General features: G+C 68.2%; 17 protein-coding genes and 3 pseudogenes. 8 read left to right on the top strand and 12 right to left on the bottom strand.

Going from position 1 to position 15,695, the window contains the following annotated elements:
• Window positions 1–216: pseudogene (locus NBY69_RS36800) on the bottom strand (phosphotransferase); the annotation flags it as partial.
• Between the two features lie 1,154 nt (window positions 217–1,370).
• On the opposite strand from NBY69_RS36800, the gene NBY69_RS36805 reads away from it, so the two are divergent.
• Window positions 1,371–2,369 carry a hypothetical protein gene (locus NBY69_RS36805; protein WP_250306640.1) on the top strand — a complete coding sequence of 333 codons (999 nt, stop codon included), beginning with the start codon at window positions 1,371–1,373 and terminating at the stop codon, window positions 2,367–2,369.
• Between the two features lie 39 nt (window positions 2,370–2,408).
• A complete protein-coding gene (locus tag NBY69_RS36810; RefSeq protein WP_250306641.1) occupies window positions 2,409–3,419 on the top strand; it encodes a clavaminate synthase family protein in 1,011 nt (336 codons plus the stop codon).
• A gap of 162 nt (window positions 3,420–3,581) precedes the next feature.
• On the opposite strand, the gene NBY69_RS36815 is transcribed toward NBY69_RS36810, so the two are convergent.
• From NBY69_RS36815 to NBY69_RS36830, 4 genes and pseudogenes are all read right to left on the bottom strand, one after another.
• The gene (locus NBY69_RS36815; protein ID WP_250306642.1) at window positions 3,582–3,845 is read right to left on the bottom strand and encodes a hypothetical protein; all 264 of its coding nucleotides are present in this window, start codon (window positions 3,843–3,845) and stop codon (window positions 3,582–3,584) included.
• Window positions 3,846–4,279: 434 nt separating this feature from the next.
• Window positions 4,280–4,771, bottom strand: a complete 492-nt coding sequence (locus NBY69_RS36820; protein ID WP_308409525.1) for a hypothetical protein — start codon at window positions 4,769–4,771, stop codon at window positions 4,280–4,282.
• Window positions 4,692–5,363, bottom strand: coding sequence for a hypothetical protein (locus tag NBY69_RS36825; RefSeq protein WP_250306644.1), 672 nt, complete (start codon window positions 5,361–5,363; stop codon window positions 4,692–4,694). Before NBY69_RS36825 ends, NBY69_RS36820 begins: the two co-directional genes overlap by 80 nt.
• A pseudogene (locus NBY69_RS36830) lies at window positions 5,360–6,237 on the bottom strand (site-specific integrase); the annotation flags it as partial. The gene NBY69_RS36825 and the pseudogene NBY69_RS36830, both read right to left, overlap by 4 nt.
• A 1-nt stretch (window position 6,238) precedes the next feature.
• Here NBY69_RS36830 and NBY69_RS36835 point away from each other — a divergent pair.
• Window positions 6,239–6,557: pseudogene (locus NBY69_RS36835) on the top strand (transposase); the annotation flags it as partial.
• Window positions 6,554–7,021, top strand: a complete 468-nt coding sequence (locus tag NBY69_RS36840) for a hypothetical protein (protein ID WP_250306645.1) — start codon at window positions 6,554–6,556, stop codon at window positions 7,019–7,021. The pseudogene NBY69_RS36835 and the gene NBY69_RS36840, both read left to right, overlap by 4 nt.
• Before the next feature lie 561 nt (window positions 7,022–7,582).
• Here NBY69_RS36840 and NBY69_RS37795 read toward each other — a convergent pair.
• The 6 genes from NBY69_RS37795 to NBY69_RS36870 all read right to left on the bottom strand — a co-directional run bounded on the left by NBY69_RS37795 (window position 7,583) and on the right by NBY69_RS36870 (window position 10,534).
• A complete protein-coding gene (locus NBY69_RS37795; protein WP_374211385.1) occupies window positions 7,583–7,816 on the bottom strand; it encodes a hypothetical protein in 234 nt (77 codons plus the stop codon).
• 139 nt (window positions 7,817–7,955) lie between these two features.
• Entirely contained in the window at window positions 7,956–8,204 is a 249-nt protein-coding gene (locus NBY69_RS36850; RefSeq protein WP_250306647.1) for a hypothetical protein, read from the bottom strand.
• A 240-nt stretch (window positions 8,205–8,444) separates the two neighbouring features.
• On the bottom strand, window positions 8,445–9,344 hold the full coding sequence (locus NBY69_RS36855) for a Ku protein (RefSeq protein WP_250306648.1): 900 nt from the start codon (window positions 9,342–9,344) through the stop codon (window positions 8,445–8,447).
• Between the two features lie 304 nt (window positions 9,345–9,648).
• The gene (locus NBY69_RS36860) at window positions 9,649–9,894 is read right to left on the bottom strand and encodes a hypothetical protein (protein WP_250306649.1); all 246 of its coding nucleotides are present in this window, start codon (window positions 9,892–9,894) and stop codon (window positions 9,649–9,651) included.
• Entirely contained in the window at window positions 9,891–10,169 is a 279-nt protein-coding gene (locus NBY69_RS36865) for a hypothetical protein (RefSeq protein ID WP_250306650.1), read from the bottom strand. The genes NBY69_RS36860 and NBY69_RS36865 overlap by 4 nt, the downstream gene beginning before the upstream one ends.
• A 56-nt stretch (window positions 10,170–10,225) precedes the next feature.
• Window positions 10,226–10,534: a hypothetical protein gene (locus NBY69_RS36870; RefSeq protein ID WP_250306651.1), complete on the bottom strand. Its 309-nt coding sequence runs from the start codon at window positions 10,532–10,534 to the stop codon at window positions 10,226–10,228.
• A 1,322-nt stretch (window positions 10,535–11,856) separates the two neighbouring features.
• On the opposite strand from NBY69_RS36870, the gene NBY69_RS36875 reads away from it, so the two are divergent.
• The 4 genes from NBY69_RS36875 to NBY69_RS36890 all read left to right on the top strand — a co-directional run bounded on the left by NBY69_RS36875 (window position 11,857) and on the right by NBY69_RS36890 (window position 14,504).
• Window positions 11,857–12,960: a hypothetical protein gene (locus tag NBY69_RS36875; protein ID WP_250306652.1), complete on the top strand. Its 1,104-nt coding sequence runs from the start codon at window positions 11,857–11,859 to the stop codon at window positions 12,958–12,960.
• A 3-nt stretch (window positions 12,961–12,963) separates the two neighbouring features.
• Window positions 12,964–13,827, top strand: coding sequence for a DUF3592 domain-containing protein (locus tag NBY69_RS36880; RefSeq protein ID WP_250306653.1), 864 nt, complete (start codon window positions 12,964–12,966; stop codon window positions 13,825–13,827).
• Between the two features lie 26 nt (window positions 13,828–13,853).
• Entirely contained in the window at window positions 13,854–14,174 is a 321-nt protein-coding gene (locus NBY69_RS36885; protein ID WP_250306654.1) for a hypothetical protein, read from the top strand.
• A 123-nt stretch (window positions 14,175–14,297) separates the two neighbouring features.
• On the top strand, window positions 14,298–14,504 hold the full coding sequence (locus NBY69_RS36890) for a hypothetical protein (protein ID WP_250306655.1): 207 nt from the start codon (window positions 14,298–14,300) through the stop codon (window positions 14,502–14,504).
• 226 nt (window positions 14,505–14,730) lie between these two features.
• On the opposite strand, the gene NBY69_RS36895 is transcribed toward NBY69_RS36890, so the two are convergent.
• A partial coding sequence (locus NBY69_RS36895) for a hypothetical protein (protein ID WP_250306656.1) occupies window positions 14,731–15,695 on the bottom strand: 965 nt, incomplete at its 5' end.

Raw genomic sequence — 15,695 nt, forward strand, 5'->3', positions numbered from 1 at the left:
TATGGGCCCGGCTCCCGTGAAGAGCACGTTCCCGGGATGGAAGTCGCGGTGCAGAAAGCAGCCTTCGTACGGCGGCGGATCGCGGCGGATCACGTCCACCGCGCGCTCCCACAGGTGGCCGTCCGGGGACCGGACGCGCTCCGGGGACGTCCACGCCTGGTACGTACGCGGTCTTTCGGCCGGTACGACGCCGTGGACGCGAACGAGCCGGACAGCCGGGCGCTGGTGGTGGCGCCCCACCACAGGTGGCAATGGTCCAGTCCGTCATCGGCGATCCGGGCTGCCGCCCACACCTGAGTACACGCGAGCGGTGCAGAGATCGGGATGGGTAGAAGGACAATAGCGTTGTTTGCCGCTGTCACGCCGTGTGTATGCGCGGTTTCACTCGCGGCACTCTTCCCGGCACACTCAGCCCACCAGCGTGCGTGGATGAGGAGAAGTGCGATGCGATGCCCAAGAAGAGCGGCACCGAGAACTCGTACGGCTATGACCCCGAGAGCAATACCGTCCGAGTCGGACAGCACGACTTGGCGCGACTGCTGCTGATGTTCCGTTCGCTGGCTCGCAAACAGGAGCCCGGTAGCTGTGAACACATGAGGGACTACGACTTGTCCTTCGAGCGGCTGGCAGATGCCGTCGACACCGCCGCTCAGGCCCGGCAGGGCCCCGCTGGGAGGACCCTGACCTCCGGATGCGCTGTACCACTACCGAAGCCGTCTACGACTGGCCAAAGAGCGCACCCTACGACCGCGGGACGACGGTCACGTGGAACGTGCGGGGCTACGGCTCCCACGCCACCGCCGACGATGACGAGGACCGGCTCACATCGCGCTGTGCGGCTTCATCTGGAAGGAGGAGGAAGGCCAGCGCGTGAGCGGCCTGCCGGACTGCCGCGAGTGCCGGCGGGAGGTCCAGCTCGGTGCCGAACGCCCCCGCGGCCTGGTGACTAGGGGGTTGGTACTGGTGAGCTCGCGTATCCAACTGTCGCGAGTTCCCCGAGCTGCCGCACCCAATAGCTACAGGGAGTGACATTCATCCTCGGTAGTGGGAGCATCGGCGACAGTTGAATACGCGAGCTCCAGTACGGACTTCGGGCCGGAGTCCGCGAGGTATGCCGGGCCCGCCGCGGCAGACTTCGTCGGCCAACTCCACCGCACCGCACCGCACCGCACCGCACCGCACCGCACCGCACCGGAATGGTCGTGCAGATCAGGTTTCGTGTGGAGTGTTCTTGGCGAAGTACTTCCACCATGGGCTTATCGCCGGTTGCCGGTCATCCTGCTGTCGCTGTTTTCCGTGAGCCCCGAGGCGGGCGGTCCGTCCCATTGCTGGGCCCGCGGGTCGGTGCTGAGGCGAAGCGCACTGCGCGCGTGCTGGCCGGGCTGGCGACCCATGCCAGACCTGTCGAGCGGACCGTCGCGGTGCGGCAGGCCGCCGCGGCTGCCGGTGAGTTGGTAACCGCGCTGTCGGCTCTGGCTCCGGCCGTGGCCGGTGAGGAACTGCCGGCGGAGTCGGTCAGTCAGTCCTTTTTCCGGGTCCGTGAGGTGGAGCTATCGGATCAGCAGGCCGCCCTGCACGGGGTCCTGGTCGTTCACCGCGGTCTGGAAGATCTGTGTGAGGCTCCGCTGTCGGGTGCCGACCTGGCGCTGGAGGCGGCCGGGATGCGGCAGTCGGTGCTCGACCTCATTGGCGCAGCGCCGGGCGCCGCCGCTGACGCCGTACTGCCGGTGGTCGTCCCCGAGCCTGCTGCGGGGGCGTCGTTGGAGAGGGTGTGGAGTGCCCGGTGGCTCATCGGGCATCAGGTCCATGTCTTGTTCAACGTGTGCGCTGCGGTCGCCGTGGCCGACGCCGCCCGCCATCTGCGGCAAGGCGACGGCGATGCGGCGCTGCTGAGGCTGGCAGATGCGACGGTGTACGTGCGGGGCTTCCCGGCGGCCATGACCCACGCCAGTACGGTCCCGGCCGATTACTACATGGATGCGATACGCCAGACCATGGCGCCTCCGTCGGTGGAAGTCCCGTTGAGCGGGCGCCAGCATCGCGGATACAAGCTGTTTAGAGCGGCGATGAAGGACCTGCTGTCGGTGCTTCCCGACTCCTACGAGCACCTGGTGGCCCGAGCCCCGGAGCTGGCCGAGGCACGGGCCGCTCTCCTGGAAGCCGATATCGTGGACGGTGAACGGCACGTCACCCTGGCGTACTCGATGGTGCATCTGCGTCGTTCCATCGCTCAGAAATCTGAAGGCCCCGACAACGCCGTCGCCGAACTACGGCTCATGCGCCATCGCCGCGCGGCCCAGTACGCCTCCCTGATCCGGTTCGGGGACCACTACGTCGCCGACGCCGTGGCCGGCCTGCGCCACTCGTGAGTCCGTGCGTCCGCCGCCCACCCCCGGCAGGAGACCCTGATGCCCAAGACGACGCCCGGCACCACCCAACGCACTGCCGTCGCTGCGGACTGGGCACTTGACCCGGCCGATGCCGACGCGTACGAGCGGCTGGCCCGCACTCTGTGCACCGGCGGGCACGACCAGGTCGACAACCCCGAGTGGGTGGCAGGGGCCCGGGACGCCTGGGAGGAACTGCCGTTCCTGCTGCGCCGTGGAATGCGCCGATTTCGAAGGCACTCCGGCCCGTACGGCACATTGGTGATCGGCGGCCTGCCCGTCGATCAGGCGGCCCTGCCCGCGACACCGTCCGTACTCGGCTCGGTCCAGCGCCAGGTCAGCGTCTCGGCCGCGGTGCTCACGATGGTGGCCTGCGGGCTCGGCGAGCCTCTCGCCTACCGGGCTGAGAAATCCGGCGCCCTCGTGCAGGACGTCGTGCCCGTGCCCGGACAGGAGACCTTCCACGGCAACGCCGGATCGGTGCCACTGTCCTTCCACACGGAGAACGGCTTCCACCCCCACCCACCCGACTATGTGATCTTCTTGTGCCTGCGCGCCGACCACGACGGGATCGCCGGCATGCGCGTCGCCGGCATCCGCCAAGCGCTGCCCCTCCTCACCCCAGCCAGCCGCCAGGCCCTGTTCGCACCGGAGTTCATCACCACGCCACCACCCTCCTTCAGCGCCGACGCTGCCACGAGTGAGCCCGACGTCAAGCCCCGACCGGTGCTGTCGGGAGCGGCCGAGGATCCCGACATACGGATGGCTCAACTCGTCACCACCCCGCTCACCCCCCGGGCCACCGCGGCACTGACCGAATTCGGCCGCGCCTGCGAGGCGACCGCCCGCACCCTGCGCCTGACACCCGGCGACCTGGTCATCATCGACAACCGCGTCACCGTCCACGGCCGCACCGCCTTCCGCCCCCGTTACGACGGAGCAGACCGCTGGCTGCAACGCACCTACGTCACCACCGACCTACGCCGCTCCCGCGACCACCGCCCCCACGACGGCCACATACTCACCCGCTGACCGGCATCAAGTCCATCGAGAGGTGTTCACGCACGTGGTGAACGTCTTCACCTGGCTTCGTTCACTTCTAGGGGTTCTGGCTCAGGTTGTGTGGTGCGGACACGCGGAGTGAGGGGGAAGGTAGCGGGTGAATCAATCCCGGTGGCGAGAATGAACCGGCGGTCAGTATCCCGCCTCTGCTGCTGACCGCTTGCTGAGGAACTGCTTCGCTGCCTCAACTGCTTCCCTGTTGAGTTCCTCGAAAGGGACTCCCCAGCTCTCCTCCCAGCCGTCCAGGTTGTGCGCGCAGTGGACAAGGGGTTCCGGTTCCAGCTCTTCGGGGTAGCCGAGGTCATAGGCGATGTCTGCCCAAATGAGGTGGGTGCCGGCGGCGGGATCCAGGGATCCATCGGCGATCTGACCGGCGACCAGTAGGCCATCGCCCACTTCGCGGCCGAGGGGCAGCGGGCGGGTGGAAGAGCAGTCCCAACTCCTCCAGCACTTGGTCGAAGAGTGTTGAGGCCTCGGGCTCTTCGCTCCGGAGGAGACCGGCCAGCATAGCGAGGGACTGGCTCTCAACTCCGGCAATCAGCGCGTTCAGCCCTGCCTGGATGAGCTGGTCAGACCCGACGTGCCTACCGAATGCCCTCTCGCGCGGGATGTGGCTGAGCTGTTTGAGAGCGTCGTCGCAGGTCATCACAGTCTTCTCGATCGGCATCTGGGAGAAGGAGGCTCGCACATTCGCAGACGGTGCTGCCATCGAGTTCCTCCGCCTGGTGCGGTGATCAGGACATGAGAACCCTTTTCCGTAGGAGGGCGAAGCCCGCGCGACCGAACATCTGGCGCTTGAGCATCTTGATGCTTCTGTGGAATCAGTGATGTCAAGCCGTGTGCTTGTGCATCACGTCGAGGTAGTGCCGATCACGGTGCGGCACCTGGTTGTCCCGTCCGGGCAGGCTGAAGACCGCGCAGACGTCAGCGGGCTGGGTGATGAGGCTGGACTGCTCGCCGAAAGTGAGGGCGCTGTTGGCCTCATGCAGGCAGCCAGCGTCGTCGAGGGCGGCGATCAGTTCCTCGCGGAGGACGGTGGCCTCGAACGACTCGGAATCAGGCAGGACGAGCGGCGGAAGTTTCACGGTTGCACCGGGCCAGAGGTTGATCCAGATCCCGGTGACGGCCCGCTGAGTGACCACCAGCCGCAGCCCATCCCAGGAGTACGGGTAGCCGTCGATATCGGGTCCTTTCAGGATGTGGGCGGGGTGCGGGCGCCCTGGGCCGAGGAGGTTCTCGGCCTCAGCCAGAGCCATTCCGCAGTTCAGGGGCCCGATCCGGCCAGTGCGGGAGAAGCCGACGAGTACGTCCATCAAGGTCACGACAGTGACTGTGACACTCTCCCAGGCCAGTTCGCACTCCGATATCAGCGTGACGCTGGGCCTGCGCTGCCTTGCCGTACGGCGACGATGGGCAAGACAGTGGCGTTCGCCGGGACGTCGAGCTGTCGGGGTGTCGGTCCGGCTGGGGTGGGGTGTCGGCGAGTCTTTCGAGGAGGTGGTCGAGCGCGCTCTGGCCGTCGGTGACGGCTGCTTGCTCATCCTCGGCGAGTGGGATCGACACGGGCATCTTGACCAAGTTGCTTTTGGCTTCCAGCAGTTGGGCTCTCGTGGAGCCCTTGGGGGTGTAGAGGTCGCAGCGTGCGCAGGCCATGCGGTGCTGGCACTGCTCGAAGAAGGTGTAGGTGCAGTAGCCGTGTCCGAGGTCGTAGTGCTGCCAGGGTTCGCCGGTCGCGGCGGCGCCGGTGGTGACCGCGTCGCGGTCGACGAGGACCTCGATGGTGCGGACGTTCCGCTCGAAGTTGCCCACTTCGGAGTACGCCTTGGACAGAGTGTTCGGGGTGATCTTCGCGTAGTACTGGGTGGATTGCGGTGATCGGTGTCCGAGCCAGGCTTGCAGTTCGAACAGCGTCATCGGTTCCTTGGCGTTGTAGAGCTGGCTGGCGATGGTGGACCGGGCTCGGTGGCTGGTGATGTTCCCGCGGAGTCGGCGTCCGGGCGGCGGACGTTCTCCGGCTTCTTGTGCCGGGACTTCGCCATCAGCACCAGCAGGCTCGCACCGGCCTCGCCAAGATGGGTCAGGGAGGAATGGCGGTACTCGTGCAGGTCCCCACCGGTGCCCGGCCCTCGTACAGCGGTGTACTCGTCGACCAGGGCGCGGGCCTGCCCGTACGACAACCGGGCGAAGCCGGTGTCCGGGCAAACGTCGTGCGGGCCGACAACGTTGCCCGGCCCCGGGCGGCGGTGGGTGACGAACACAGGCCCACGCGTACGGCCCTTCAGCAGGCGTGGCAGGAGCCGGGCGGTGCCGGCGTCCCAGTAGACGGTCTCCAGCACGAAGTCCTCGCGGACCTGGCCCCGGCGGCGGGCCTTGGTGCGGGCACCCTTGACCTTGACCGGACAGCGACACCCGGCGAAGTCCAGGTCCTCGATGTTGACTCCCAGGACCTCCTCCGCCCGCCCGGAGGTCTCGTAGAGCATCCGCCACAGCGTCTTCTCCCGCAGGTGCACCTTCCGGCGGGCGGTGAGCCGGTCGATCGCCATCTTCGAGCGGGCCGGGGTGTCGGAGTCCGGTACCGCCAGCCGCTTCGCCCAGGCCGGGACCATCGGCCCCTCGTAGCCGCGCGCACAGCACCATCCGAGCCAGGACAGCACCGCCGCCCGGCGGGGAGTTCAGGTGTTGACCGCCGCGGTTCCCAGAGTAGTTCGAGGGCTTCGCCGATCTCGTCGTCCGCGACCGTCGCAAGGGGACGGTGCTCGCCGAGCCGTTCGGCCGTCTTGCCCACCCCGAAGTTCCCAAAGGCCGTCGCGAAGATCACCGAGGACCGGGACGAACTGCTCGCGTTCTACGACTTACCTGCCGAGCACTGGATTTATCTGCGGACCACCGACCCCATCGAGTCGACCTTCTCCACGGTCAAGCTCCGCACCAAGGTCACGCGGGGCGTGGGCAGCCCGGCGGCCGCGCTCGCGATGGTGTTCAAGCTGGTCGAGTCCGCTCAGGCACGATGGCGTGCGATCACCCGGAGCCGACCTGGTATCCCTGGTCCGCACGGGCGCACGATTCGAGAACGGCGTCCTGGTCGAGCGCGAGGAGTTGGCCGCATGAACGTCCACGAGTTCCTGCAGAACCCGGACGAGCACGTCCGCTTCGCGGCCTACCTCGACAAGCTGGGGCACGTTGCCGACCCGGACGAGGCCGACCTGGTCGGCAGCGTGCTCACTGATCCGGACCAGACGATGGCCCGGTCCGCCGTGCTGCGGCATCTGGACCGTCGAGCCGCCGGCCTCTATCCCGGTCCCGTCTACGAGGGGTGGGCGCAGGCATTGACCCAGGCCACGATCGATCACCCCTTCCTGGCTCAGCGCCTGCGGGAGTGGTCGCTCTTCCGCGCCGTCACGCTCAAGCTGCCCTGGCAGCCGGACGACCTGCTCGCGGCATCCAACTGGCTCCAGCTCAAGACCGCCGCCGGGACGAGCACCAAGGCCATCGAGATCCTCGCCGAAGCCGGCCGCACCAAACGGATCCGCAACACTGCCAGGACCGGCCTCAGCCACCGCAGCGAGAGCTGAAATCAACTCACCCACAACTCTTGACTATTACTCTCCTCTTTCGGCGTTGTACGAGTCGGCGTGGGTGACTGCGACGGTGAAGTGCTCCAGGGCTCGGGCCGGATCGTGCAGGTTCAGAGCGGCGGACGCGGTGCGTTGATCCAGTACATCGGCGGGAGGTCTTCCCCGGCCGGGATGCCGTTGCCGTAGGCGGCAAGAGCGTCGTCGATTGGTAGTAGAGCGTGATGTCCTCCGGCGCATGCAACCGCTCCTCCGTACCACCCGCTTCCATCAGCAGCAGATAGCCGGGGGCGAAGGCGGAGTCCGTGATGATGAAAGGCCCATCGCCGTTCTGTGACCACACCTCGTCCCCGATCCGAACCTCGTTGCCGTCCTTCGTACGAATTCTTAATGCCATGAACTACGGATAGCACTGCAACGTCCCGTGGATCGACGAATCGGATATTCCGTCGCATTGCATCTGGCAAAGGGCTGGCTGACCTGTGGCCGGCCGTGCCGTTGAGAACGCCAAGGGCCAGTGTTCGCCAACGACATGGCTCGGCCGAAAGCCTCGCGCGAGGGTCAGACCCGCCAGGATCGGATGCGGTCGGCTGTGTCGTATGCATCGGCGCGGCTGGCGTCGATGTCGCGCGCGAGGTCGGTCAGCGCGCCGTACGGTGCATCGATGCCTTCGCCTGCGGCATTCATGTACGCCACGGCCAGGCCCGCACCGAACAGGGCATTGCGTGCGGGCAGCGGGCGGAGCCTGATGACCGTATGCATCAGGGTGGCGGCACGCCAGGAGTTGTCGACCACGGCGCCGACCCTGGGGGTGTTGACGCGGTGCCGGCCTACAACAGCGACCAGGCTGGAGAAGTCGTGAATGTGAGGGTGCTTCGGCAGAACCTCCGCCTGGCGCTCCAGGAGCCACCGGACATCAACGTAGAGCTCCACGTCAGGCGGCCCGGCCCGGTGCGTCGAGCCGCGAGGACGCGTCCTCGGGGAATGCTGCGTCGAACGCGTCGGCGTTGTCGTTGACGAAGGTGCGGAAGACTTCAGCGGCGCCTTCGAGGCGAGGGTCGCGGACAGCGTCGTGTGCGGCGCGGGCGATCAGCGCGGTCACCGTGGTCCCCTCGGCTTCAGCACGCTCCTTGAGCATCGCGTGCAACTGGTCATCGACCCGGATCGTCACTGGCTTCGACATACCCCGACCGTACAGCAAGGCGTACAGCACGGATCGGATTCAGCGAAATCGCCGCGACCCTCCTGCGGCCCTGCCGGTCGCGGAACTCGCCCAGGCTGCCCGTCGTACTTACGTCTCGGCCGCGTACAAGTGCTCCGCCCTCAGGGCGGGAAGAGCCCCGGGAGTAGCCAGCATCGGAGCGATACGCGGCAACGCCACCATGCCCGACATCCTCGCCACCGACGGGTACGCCCGCAGGCATTACGCGCTCTTCGATTTCCCGGCCGCGGTCTTTTTGGTAGTCCGCTTCTTCGTGGCTGTCTTCTTCCCCGGTGTTTTCTTCGCGGCGTGTTTGATGTCGTGGACTTCGGCGTCCTCGCCGCGGTTCTCCCTGGCCGCGGAAACGGACGCGTTCAGTGCGCTCATGAGGTCCACGAGCTGGCCGCCCGACGTGTCGGCCTCCGTTTCCGGAACGGCCGGGGTGCGGTCCTGGGACTTGGCCTCGATCAGTTCCTCCATCGCCTCCCGGTAGCGGTCGTGGAACCCGGAGAGGTCGTCCGCGGCCATCGTCTCCATCAGCTGCACAGCGGCGTCGATCTCGCTGTCCGACAGCTCGACTTCCTTGGGGAGGATCGATTCCGGGGAGCGGATCTCGTCCGGCCACCGCATGGCGTGCAGCAGGATCGTCTCGTCCTTCACGCGCAGGAGTCCCAGACGCTCACGGTCCCGCATGGAGAACTTCGCGATGGCCACCCTGCTGGAGCGCTCCAGCGCTTTCCGGAGCAGGACGTACGGCTTGTGCGCGACCTTCCCGGACGGCTCCAGGTAGTAGCCGCGGCCGATCCGGATCGGATCGATCGAGGAGGCGGGCACGAACCCGATGACTTCGATGGCCTGCGCGGTCGGCAGAGGCATGTGGTCCAGTTCGTCATCGGTGACCTCGACCAGGTCCCCCGCCGCGGTCTCGTACGCACGGCCGATCTCCGCCGAGCTCAGTACTTGTCCATCGATCGCGCAGACTTTCCGGTTACGGACACGGCCCTGATCCGCCTCGTGATACTGGTGCAGCGCGATCGAACGGTTCTCCGTCGCCGGCCACACACGGCACGGCACCGTCACCAGGCCGAAACTGATCGCACCGGTCCACACAGGATGGGGCATCACTTAACCTCCGCCGCACCTCGCCGGACCTCCAGCCTACGAACGATCAGCGTCCCCGGCATCCGGTGCCCTGCAGCGTCCCCTGCCGGCCGTACACCCGACCACCGCCAGACGCTGGAAGACAAGACCCGCTCCCAGGGCCGACGGCGTTCGCCGCGCCCCGGCAGCGGGACGTCGATGCGAGGTCGTGGTTCTCGGAGGGCGGCAGCTGCGAGCCGCCGCCCTCCGACCATCCCCGAGCTTCAGACGGGACCGGCTCCTACTGTCCGTCGGCCGGAATCCCCTGCCGCGACTCGGGCTCCGGTCAGATGTACACGGCGCGGACCACCGTGACGACCAGGACGTTCTGGCTGACGTAGTAGCGGATCACGACGCCTGCGACGGCGGCCTCGCGGCGGTCGTCGTCCTTGCCGACCGGCGCGGAGCCCTGCCCGTAGGGATCGGTGGTGATCCGTCGCATTCCGGTGTCGAAGCGGGTGCGCAGCGAGGTGTCCATTGCGGCGCGGGCCTGGTCGGCGGGCGGTGCGTACTGGAGACGGTAGCGGCTCACGCCTCCTCCGAATCGGTGCCGTCGGTCGTTCCGGTGGCTCCGATGTCCTCGCCGCGGGCGAGGCGTTCGAAGAGGGCTTCGTCCTCTTCGTCGGCGCCGGTGCCGGCTAGGGCCCAGCGCACGAGGGCGGCGGGGAGTTCCGCTGCGGGGACGTGCTCGATCTCGCGGTCGAACTCGGTGGCCCGGTCGGTGTCCATGGTGGCGCGGATGGCCGCGATGGTGCCGGGCAGTTCCACGAGCTCGCCGTCGATGACGGTCTTGAGGGTGGCGTCCACGGTGGGCCTCCTTCCTGCCCCGTACGGTACGCGCGGCCGCTCCGCAGCTGCCGGGTTCAGCGCGTGCGAGTTTCCGCCGGGGTTCCGCCACCGACTCCTTCGCCGTCCAGGCGGCGCGTCAAGTAGACGCGTTCGTCGGGATGGCGGGCGATGCGGGCGAGTTTCCAGGCGGTGTCGGCGTCCACGCCCGGCTCGGACGCGGCCGCCAGGCGGCGGGCCTGCCACGTCGTACGCGGGGTAAGTACCCACCGCCACAGCCAAAGCCGCACCCCGCTCGTACGGGTCCTGGCCGTCGTGCCGGTACCGGGCCTCTCCGCGCCGTCCGTGGCAGGGCGTTCGGGGGTGCTCTCTCTGATGTCGGCCACTGCGCGAGTCTCACGGCGGCCCCGCACCGCACGGGCACGATCGGACGGTAGCCACCACAACGAGTGAGCCGGTGCCGTACCTGTCAGCGAAACCCGCACAGGCGCACCGCCAGCCAAGTACTCGTCGGTGGCCGGTGCCAGGCGAGCGGGCCTGTCGTTCACAAGAGCCCGGGGCCCGTTGTAGCGGTCATACGTTCCAGGATGTGGCGGGTCCATCGAGCCAGGCACGCGTCCCGTCCGGCCCTACAGTGAGCCCGAATCTGTCGAAATCCGGGCTCACCTTGCTCGTGCCACCAGGAGTACGCGGCCACGCAATGTCCTCTTCCGTGATCGAGGTGGAAGAAGCTTCTCCGCTGGAGACGCCCGCAGCTGGTACGTAGCCACCGTGCCTGCCGGCTCGTCGAGGTGTTCACGCCTGGGTCCGACGAGTCCCGGAGCGCCGAGCGGCGCCCCTCCCTGGGGAGAGACACCCATGCCGGTCATTCTGTCGGCTGGCACTGACAATCCCCGGTGGGCGACGTCCTCGGCTCCGGGACACCGACCTCACCCCCCGCAGCTCCCGACCCTGGCCTGCGGGGCATTGTCAGTGCCCCGTGCCATCGTGGGACTGCCCGGCGGCGCCCATCACCGAAGCCGATGCCACCGCCGGGCGCCAAGTCGCTACTCCCGTACCCTGGTCACGGTGGCCGTCGCATGCCTGGTGGTACCGGCAAGCACTTCAACGACGAGACCCCGACCGCATGTTGTGTACCGCTCCCTGTCCGGAGCGCGCGCCACCCGGCCTGGACCGGAGTCGAGCAGCGCGGGCGCCGCCCGGACCTGGACGCCGATGGTGAGCTGACGAGACAGTGCCACCCTGCCGTCGGGGAGTCGCACGGCGAGATGCTCCGGCCGGGCCGGCGTCCCCGTGTAACCGACGACCGGACAGTCAACGGTGTCCGAATGCACTGGCGAAGAGAAGGTATTCGATCCATGCACTACTCGCGACGATCTGCAGCAGATGGTTCCCACAGCCCGCTGGCTGTGTGGGTAACTGTGGGAGTCACCTTCTGACCGAGTTCGCGATGTCAGTTTGTTTTGACGTCACGTGAGGGCTTGTGGTGAGAGCGTGAGGTGTGCTTCTGCCGCTGCGAGCCGCAGGGTTGAGGAGCAGCGGACGCGTTCGCCACCGGTCCGTATCGACCGCGAGTGCTCCGGCTGACACTGGCCGCTCCAACACCGGGCGAACTCAGCGCCGTGCAGCACCAGCTCAGCGCCGGTACCTGCCGGAAGATCATGCTGAGGTCTACCGGACGTCACCTGAGCCCAGCACAATCGCCCGTATGACGATCACCACGAGCGCCGCGCCGCCGCCCACGCACAACAGGCCCGTCGCGCTCGCCCGGGGGTTCCTCACGGGTGGCGTGACGGGGGCGTCCCTGGCTGCCGTCGTCGTCGGGATCGCCATTTCGAACGAGCCGCTGATCGTCGGTGGCGCGTGCCTGCTCGCGGTCTACGTCCTGATCCGCTACCTCGCCGGCATGCCGAGGCGCGCCCGGGAAGCGGCGATCCCGCCGTACCTGGCCCTCGCGATGATCGAGAGCTTGGCGGCCGTCGGGGGTGAGACGAGCGACATACCGGTGAAGTTCGACCTCACCGTCGCACCGGATGACGCACCGGCGTACCGCGTCGAGTTCACTCAGGACATCAACCTCGCCGACCTGCCCGACTACCGGCCGCGCGGCATCCTGGTAGTCCAGTACCCGCCGGACCGGCCGCTGAAGGTGAGGATCGTCAAACGACCGACACCGGACTGGGAGGAACGGGCCGCCTCGGCCCGCCTCGACTCGGCACCCGGACCGGCCCGGGCGAGCGACCCTTTGGAAGGCTGCGGTGCCACCCTGGTCGGGTTCCTCGGTTTGCTGCTCGGCGCGGCCCTGGTCGTCCTGTTGTTCCGCGCGGACCTGTTCGACCAGGACGACTCCGACACCGCGCGGCCGTCGGTCTCCTCCTCCAGCACCTCCTCGTCGTCCACGACCACCGTGTCGTCGGCGTCCGGCACTGTGGCCCTCGGCCCCGGTCAGTCCTTCCTGGACGAGGGCAGGTTGGGCCGTTCCGTCGCCGCGCTCGCCAAAGGCGAGGACAAGCAGCGGGCGCTCACCGTCGTCGTACAGGAACGCCTGCTGACGGTCGTCTTCGCCCCCACTGGCACCCAGGCGGCCTCCCGACTCGACCTGGATTCCCTGCCGTACGACCGTGTTCCGGCCCTGGTGAAGGAGGCCACGACCACGCTCGGCGTCGGCTCCCCGCGCACCTGGCAGCTCACCGCCGACCGCCTCACCGGCAGGGTGGCCCTCAGCGTATCCGTGACCGGCTCCGAAGGCACCGCCTATCTGGAGGCGGACGGGCAGGGCAAGGTCGTACGGCGCGTCTCGGCAGGGGGCTGATCCATGGACTGGCATGCGTATCTGGTGCTGTGGTGCGGGGTGTTCGGCGCGTGGGCGCTGGTCGGATACGGGAGGTCGCTGGCCGGGATGACCCGGGCGCAGCGGACGGTCCGGGCGACGGGACGGATCGAGCGGGTGGACGAGCCCCGACACGGAAGCTCCCCGAGCGACGGGATAGCCGTGGTCGTCTCCTTCCAGGACCCGTCCACCGGGCAGGAGTTCACCGTCACCAACGAGGGTGAGCGCGGCGAGAGGATCAGCGTGGCTTGGACGGGCCGGGAGATCGGGGTCCGCTATCCGCGCGGCAGACCTCACGCCTTCCGGTTCGCCACCCACCTCTCCGAAGTCGGGCGCGGCCTCGGCTGGGCGAACTTCGCGCTCTTCCTCGTCTACGCCGGTCTGGTCGCCGTCGCCGCGATCGACTGGGGCTGGCCGTGGGCGCTGCTCGGCTTCTGCGGGCCCTGGGCCCTCTCCGGCCTGTACCACCTGCCCGGGAACATCCGCGACAGGAACCGCCGTCTCGGCGCACTGGCCGCCATGGCCGCCGTATCCGGCTGTGTCGTCGCCGTCCTCAAGAGCGTCACCGTCGACTCCAACGACGGCCACACCCTGACCAACCTGATGCCGGTCGTCACCTTCACCACCCTCGACGGCAGGGAGGTCACGGCCTACTGCGAGTCCGGAATCCCGGACCCCGCCGGATCACGGGGCCTGGACCTCACGATCCACTACGCCCCCGACGACCCGGCCCTCTTCGTCCTGGACGTCGAGGCCGAACGCCGCTCCTGGAAACGAGACATGGTCGTCAACGTGGTGGGTGTGCTGGTCGTGGCGGCGGCGGCCGTGGTGGGGGTGGTCGCGCTGTGACCCGGGAGCCGGGCTGTCTTCCCGCCATGGAGCCGCTGACGTTCGACTACGAGAACCTGCATCTGCGCGTGGACCAGGGGGTGTTCGAACTGTTCACCATGGGCAGATCCGAGCTCCGGGTGCCGCTGCGGTGGCTCGGGGCACTGGTGCACTACAAGAAGCCCGCCCGGCCCGGCCAGTTGTTCATCGGCACCGTACGCGATCCGAGCGCCGTGCTCTACGGCACCGAGCAGGCCGCCTTCTGGTACAGCACCTCGCCCGCGTTCCGGGTACTGCCCGGCGACGAGCCGTTGTTTCGCGCGTACTTCACCGAGGTGGCCGCGCTCGCCGACCGGAGGGTGGTCTGAGATGGAAGCGGCGGAGCCGAAGGTCTTCCAGCACGACCGTCTGTACATCCAGGTCGACCGGGGATCGGCGATGTCTTCCGGCGCACCAACGTCATCGGGCCGTACCGCTACCCGCTGGCCTGGGTGACGGTGTACGCCGAGACACGTCGAGGGGGCCGGACCCGGCTGTGCTTCGGTACCGCCGAGGACCTGGGCGAACCGGTCTACGGGAGCGTGCCGGGCGCCGGACCGGTGTTCTTCCGGCACGAGATCCCGACCGCATACGAGCCCCTCTACCGCGCCTTCTTCACCGAGCTCGCCCATCTGGCCGACCGCCCGATCGCCTCGTAGAGTCGAAGCCGGGCAGTCAACAGCTATGGCCCTGGCTCCGGCTGCCCCAAGCACCGGCTCCCCCGTCCCGGCCCGCACAGCAACGCCGCCCCGGTGGCACCGGGAACACGACGGCTCAGCTCGACGTAGGCAGAGCCCCAGTAGGCGGACGACTGGCAGGTCCGCCAGCTGCGGCGCGTACGCGAACCCCGCCAGGGTGAGCAGGCCGCCCTGTAGCTCGGCCCGGTCACGTCAGCAACGACACGTATTCGGACCAGTTCTCGCCGACGAGCGTGGCCCAGCGTTCGGCTGTCTTGGGGTGGATGCCGAGCAGGTCAGCGATGACCATGGGCGGCAGGTCGGCCAGGGAGTCCATCATGGCGGTGTTCCGAGCTGCGCGGGCGGGCAGACCGTGGTGTCTCAGTGTGTCGGCGAGGCCGAGGGGGTTGCGCGGGCGTCCAGGGCTTTGTCCGGGCAAGAGGTACCTTCGACCAGCCGTGGTGCTGTGCCGGGGCGTGCCGTGGCGGAGCTGATCGTCGATCAGACGAGCGAGCTTCGGCGGGAGCACGAAGGGGTGCTGATTGACCGCCAAGTAGGTGTGCTTTTTGTCGCGACTGATGTGGTCCTCGGTGAGCTCGACGATGCGGGTCAGGGGAAGCGCGTAGAGACGGACGAGAGCGGCCGCGACGCGGACGTCCAAGGGCAACGCGGTGTCATTCAAGCAGCGCAACAGCTCGTCGCGGGCCACGTCCTCGGCTTGGAAGTGGCCGGGAAGTTGCGAGGCTGGGCGATCGATGACCAGACCGGGCGGGCAGAGGCGTCGTGCAGTGCTCCAGCGGAGGAAAGGGATGGAACGGGAGCGCAGAGTTGGCCTGTCGGTCGCCCAGGTGTCCAGATGCGGCTGCTGGAGTCGACGGAGGCACAGGTGCTGGGAGTCGAGCCAGTTCAGGAAGTCGATGGCGGCGGCCACGTTGCCGCAGTCGCCTTTGTGCGCGGCGTAGGTGTAGCGGCCTCGGGTTGAGCGTCGGCGGGCGTCGCGGATGATGTGCCACTCGGCGAACGGACGGATGAGATTGGCGTGCCGCGCCGGGAGTTCGGACACGGTCCGCGCGACCCAGTTGGTGAGCAGGGCGAGGTTCTCGTCGCGCGGCGGCAAGATGCCAGCCGTGACGAGTAGCCCGCGCACGTAGGCGGTGGCAGCCCGTTGAGGCA

This window comes from Streptomyces sp. A 4/2, assembly GCF_940670765.1.
Taxonomy (GTDB): domain Bacteria; phylum Actinomycetota; class Actinomycetes; order Streptomycetales; family Streptomycetaceae; genus Streptomyces.

Excerpts from the sequence above, each read along its gene's own strand:
- NBY69_RS36810 (WP_250306641.1), top strand. The coding sequence starts at position 2,409 with ATGCCCAAGACGACGCCCGGCACCACCCAACGCACTGCCGTCGCTGCG.
- NBY69_RS36825 (WP_250306644.1), bottom strand. The coding sequence starts at position 5,363 with ATGACGCTGTTCGAACTGCAAGCCTGGCTCGGACACCGATCACCGCAA.
- NBY69_RS36840 (WP_250306645.1), top strand. The coding sequence starts at position 6,554 with ATGAACGTCCACGAGTTCCTGCAGAACCCGGACGAGCACGTCCGCTTC.
- NBY69_RS36850 (WP_250306647.1), bottom strand. The coding sequence starts at position 8,204 with ATGTCGAAGCCAGTGACGATCCGGGTCGATGACCAGTTGCACGCGATG.
- NBY69_RS36855 (WP_250306648.1), bottom strand. The coding sequence starts at position 9,344 with ATGCCCCATCCTGTGTGGACCGGTGCGATCAGTTTCGGCCTGGTGACG.
- NBY69_RS36875 (WP_250306652.1), top strand. The coding sequence starts at position 11,857 with ATGACGATCACCACGAGCGCCGCGCCGCCGCCCACGCACAACAGGCCC.
- NBY69_RS36880 (WP_250306653.1), top strand. The coding sequence starts at position 12,964 with ATGGACTGGCATGCGTATCTGGTGCTGTGGTGCGGGGTGTTCGGCGCG.
- NBY69_RS36885 (WP_250306654.1), top strand. The coding sequence starts at position 13,854 with ATGGAGCCGCTGACGTTCGACTACGAGAACCTGCATCTGCGCGTGGAC.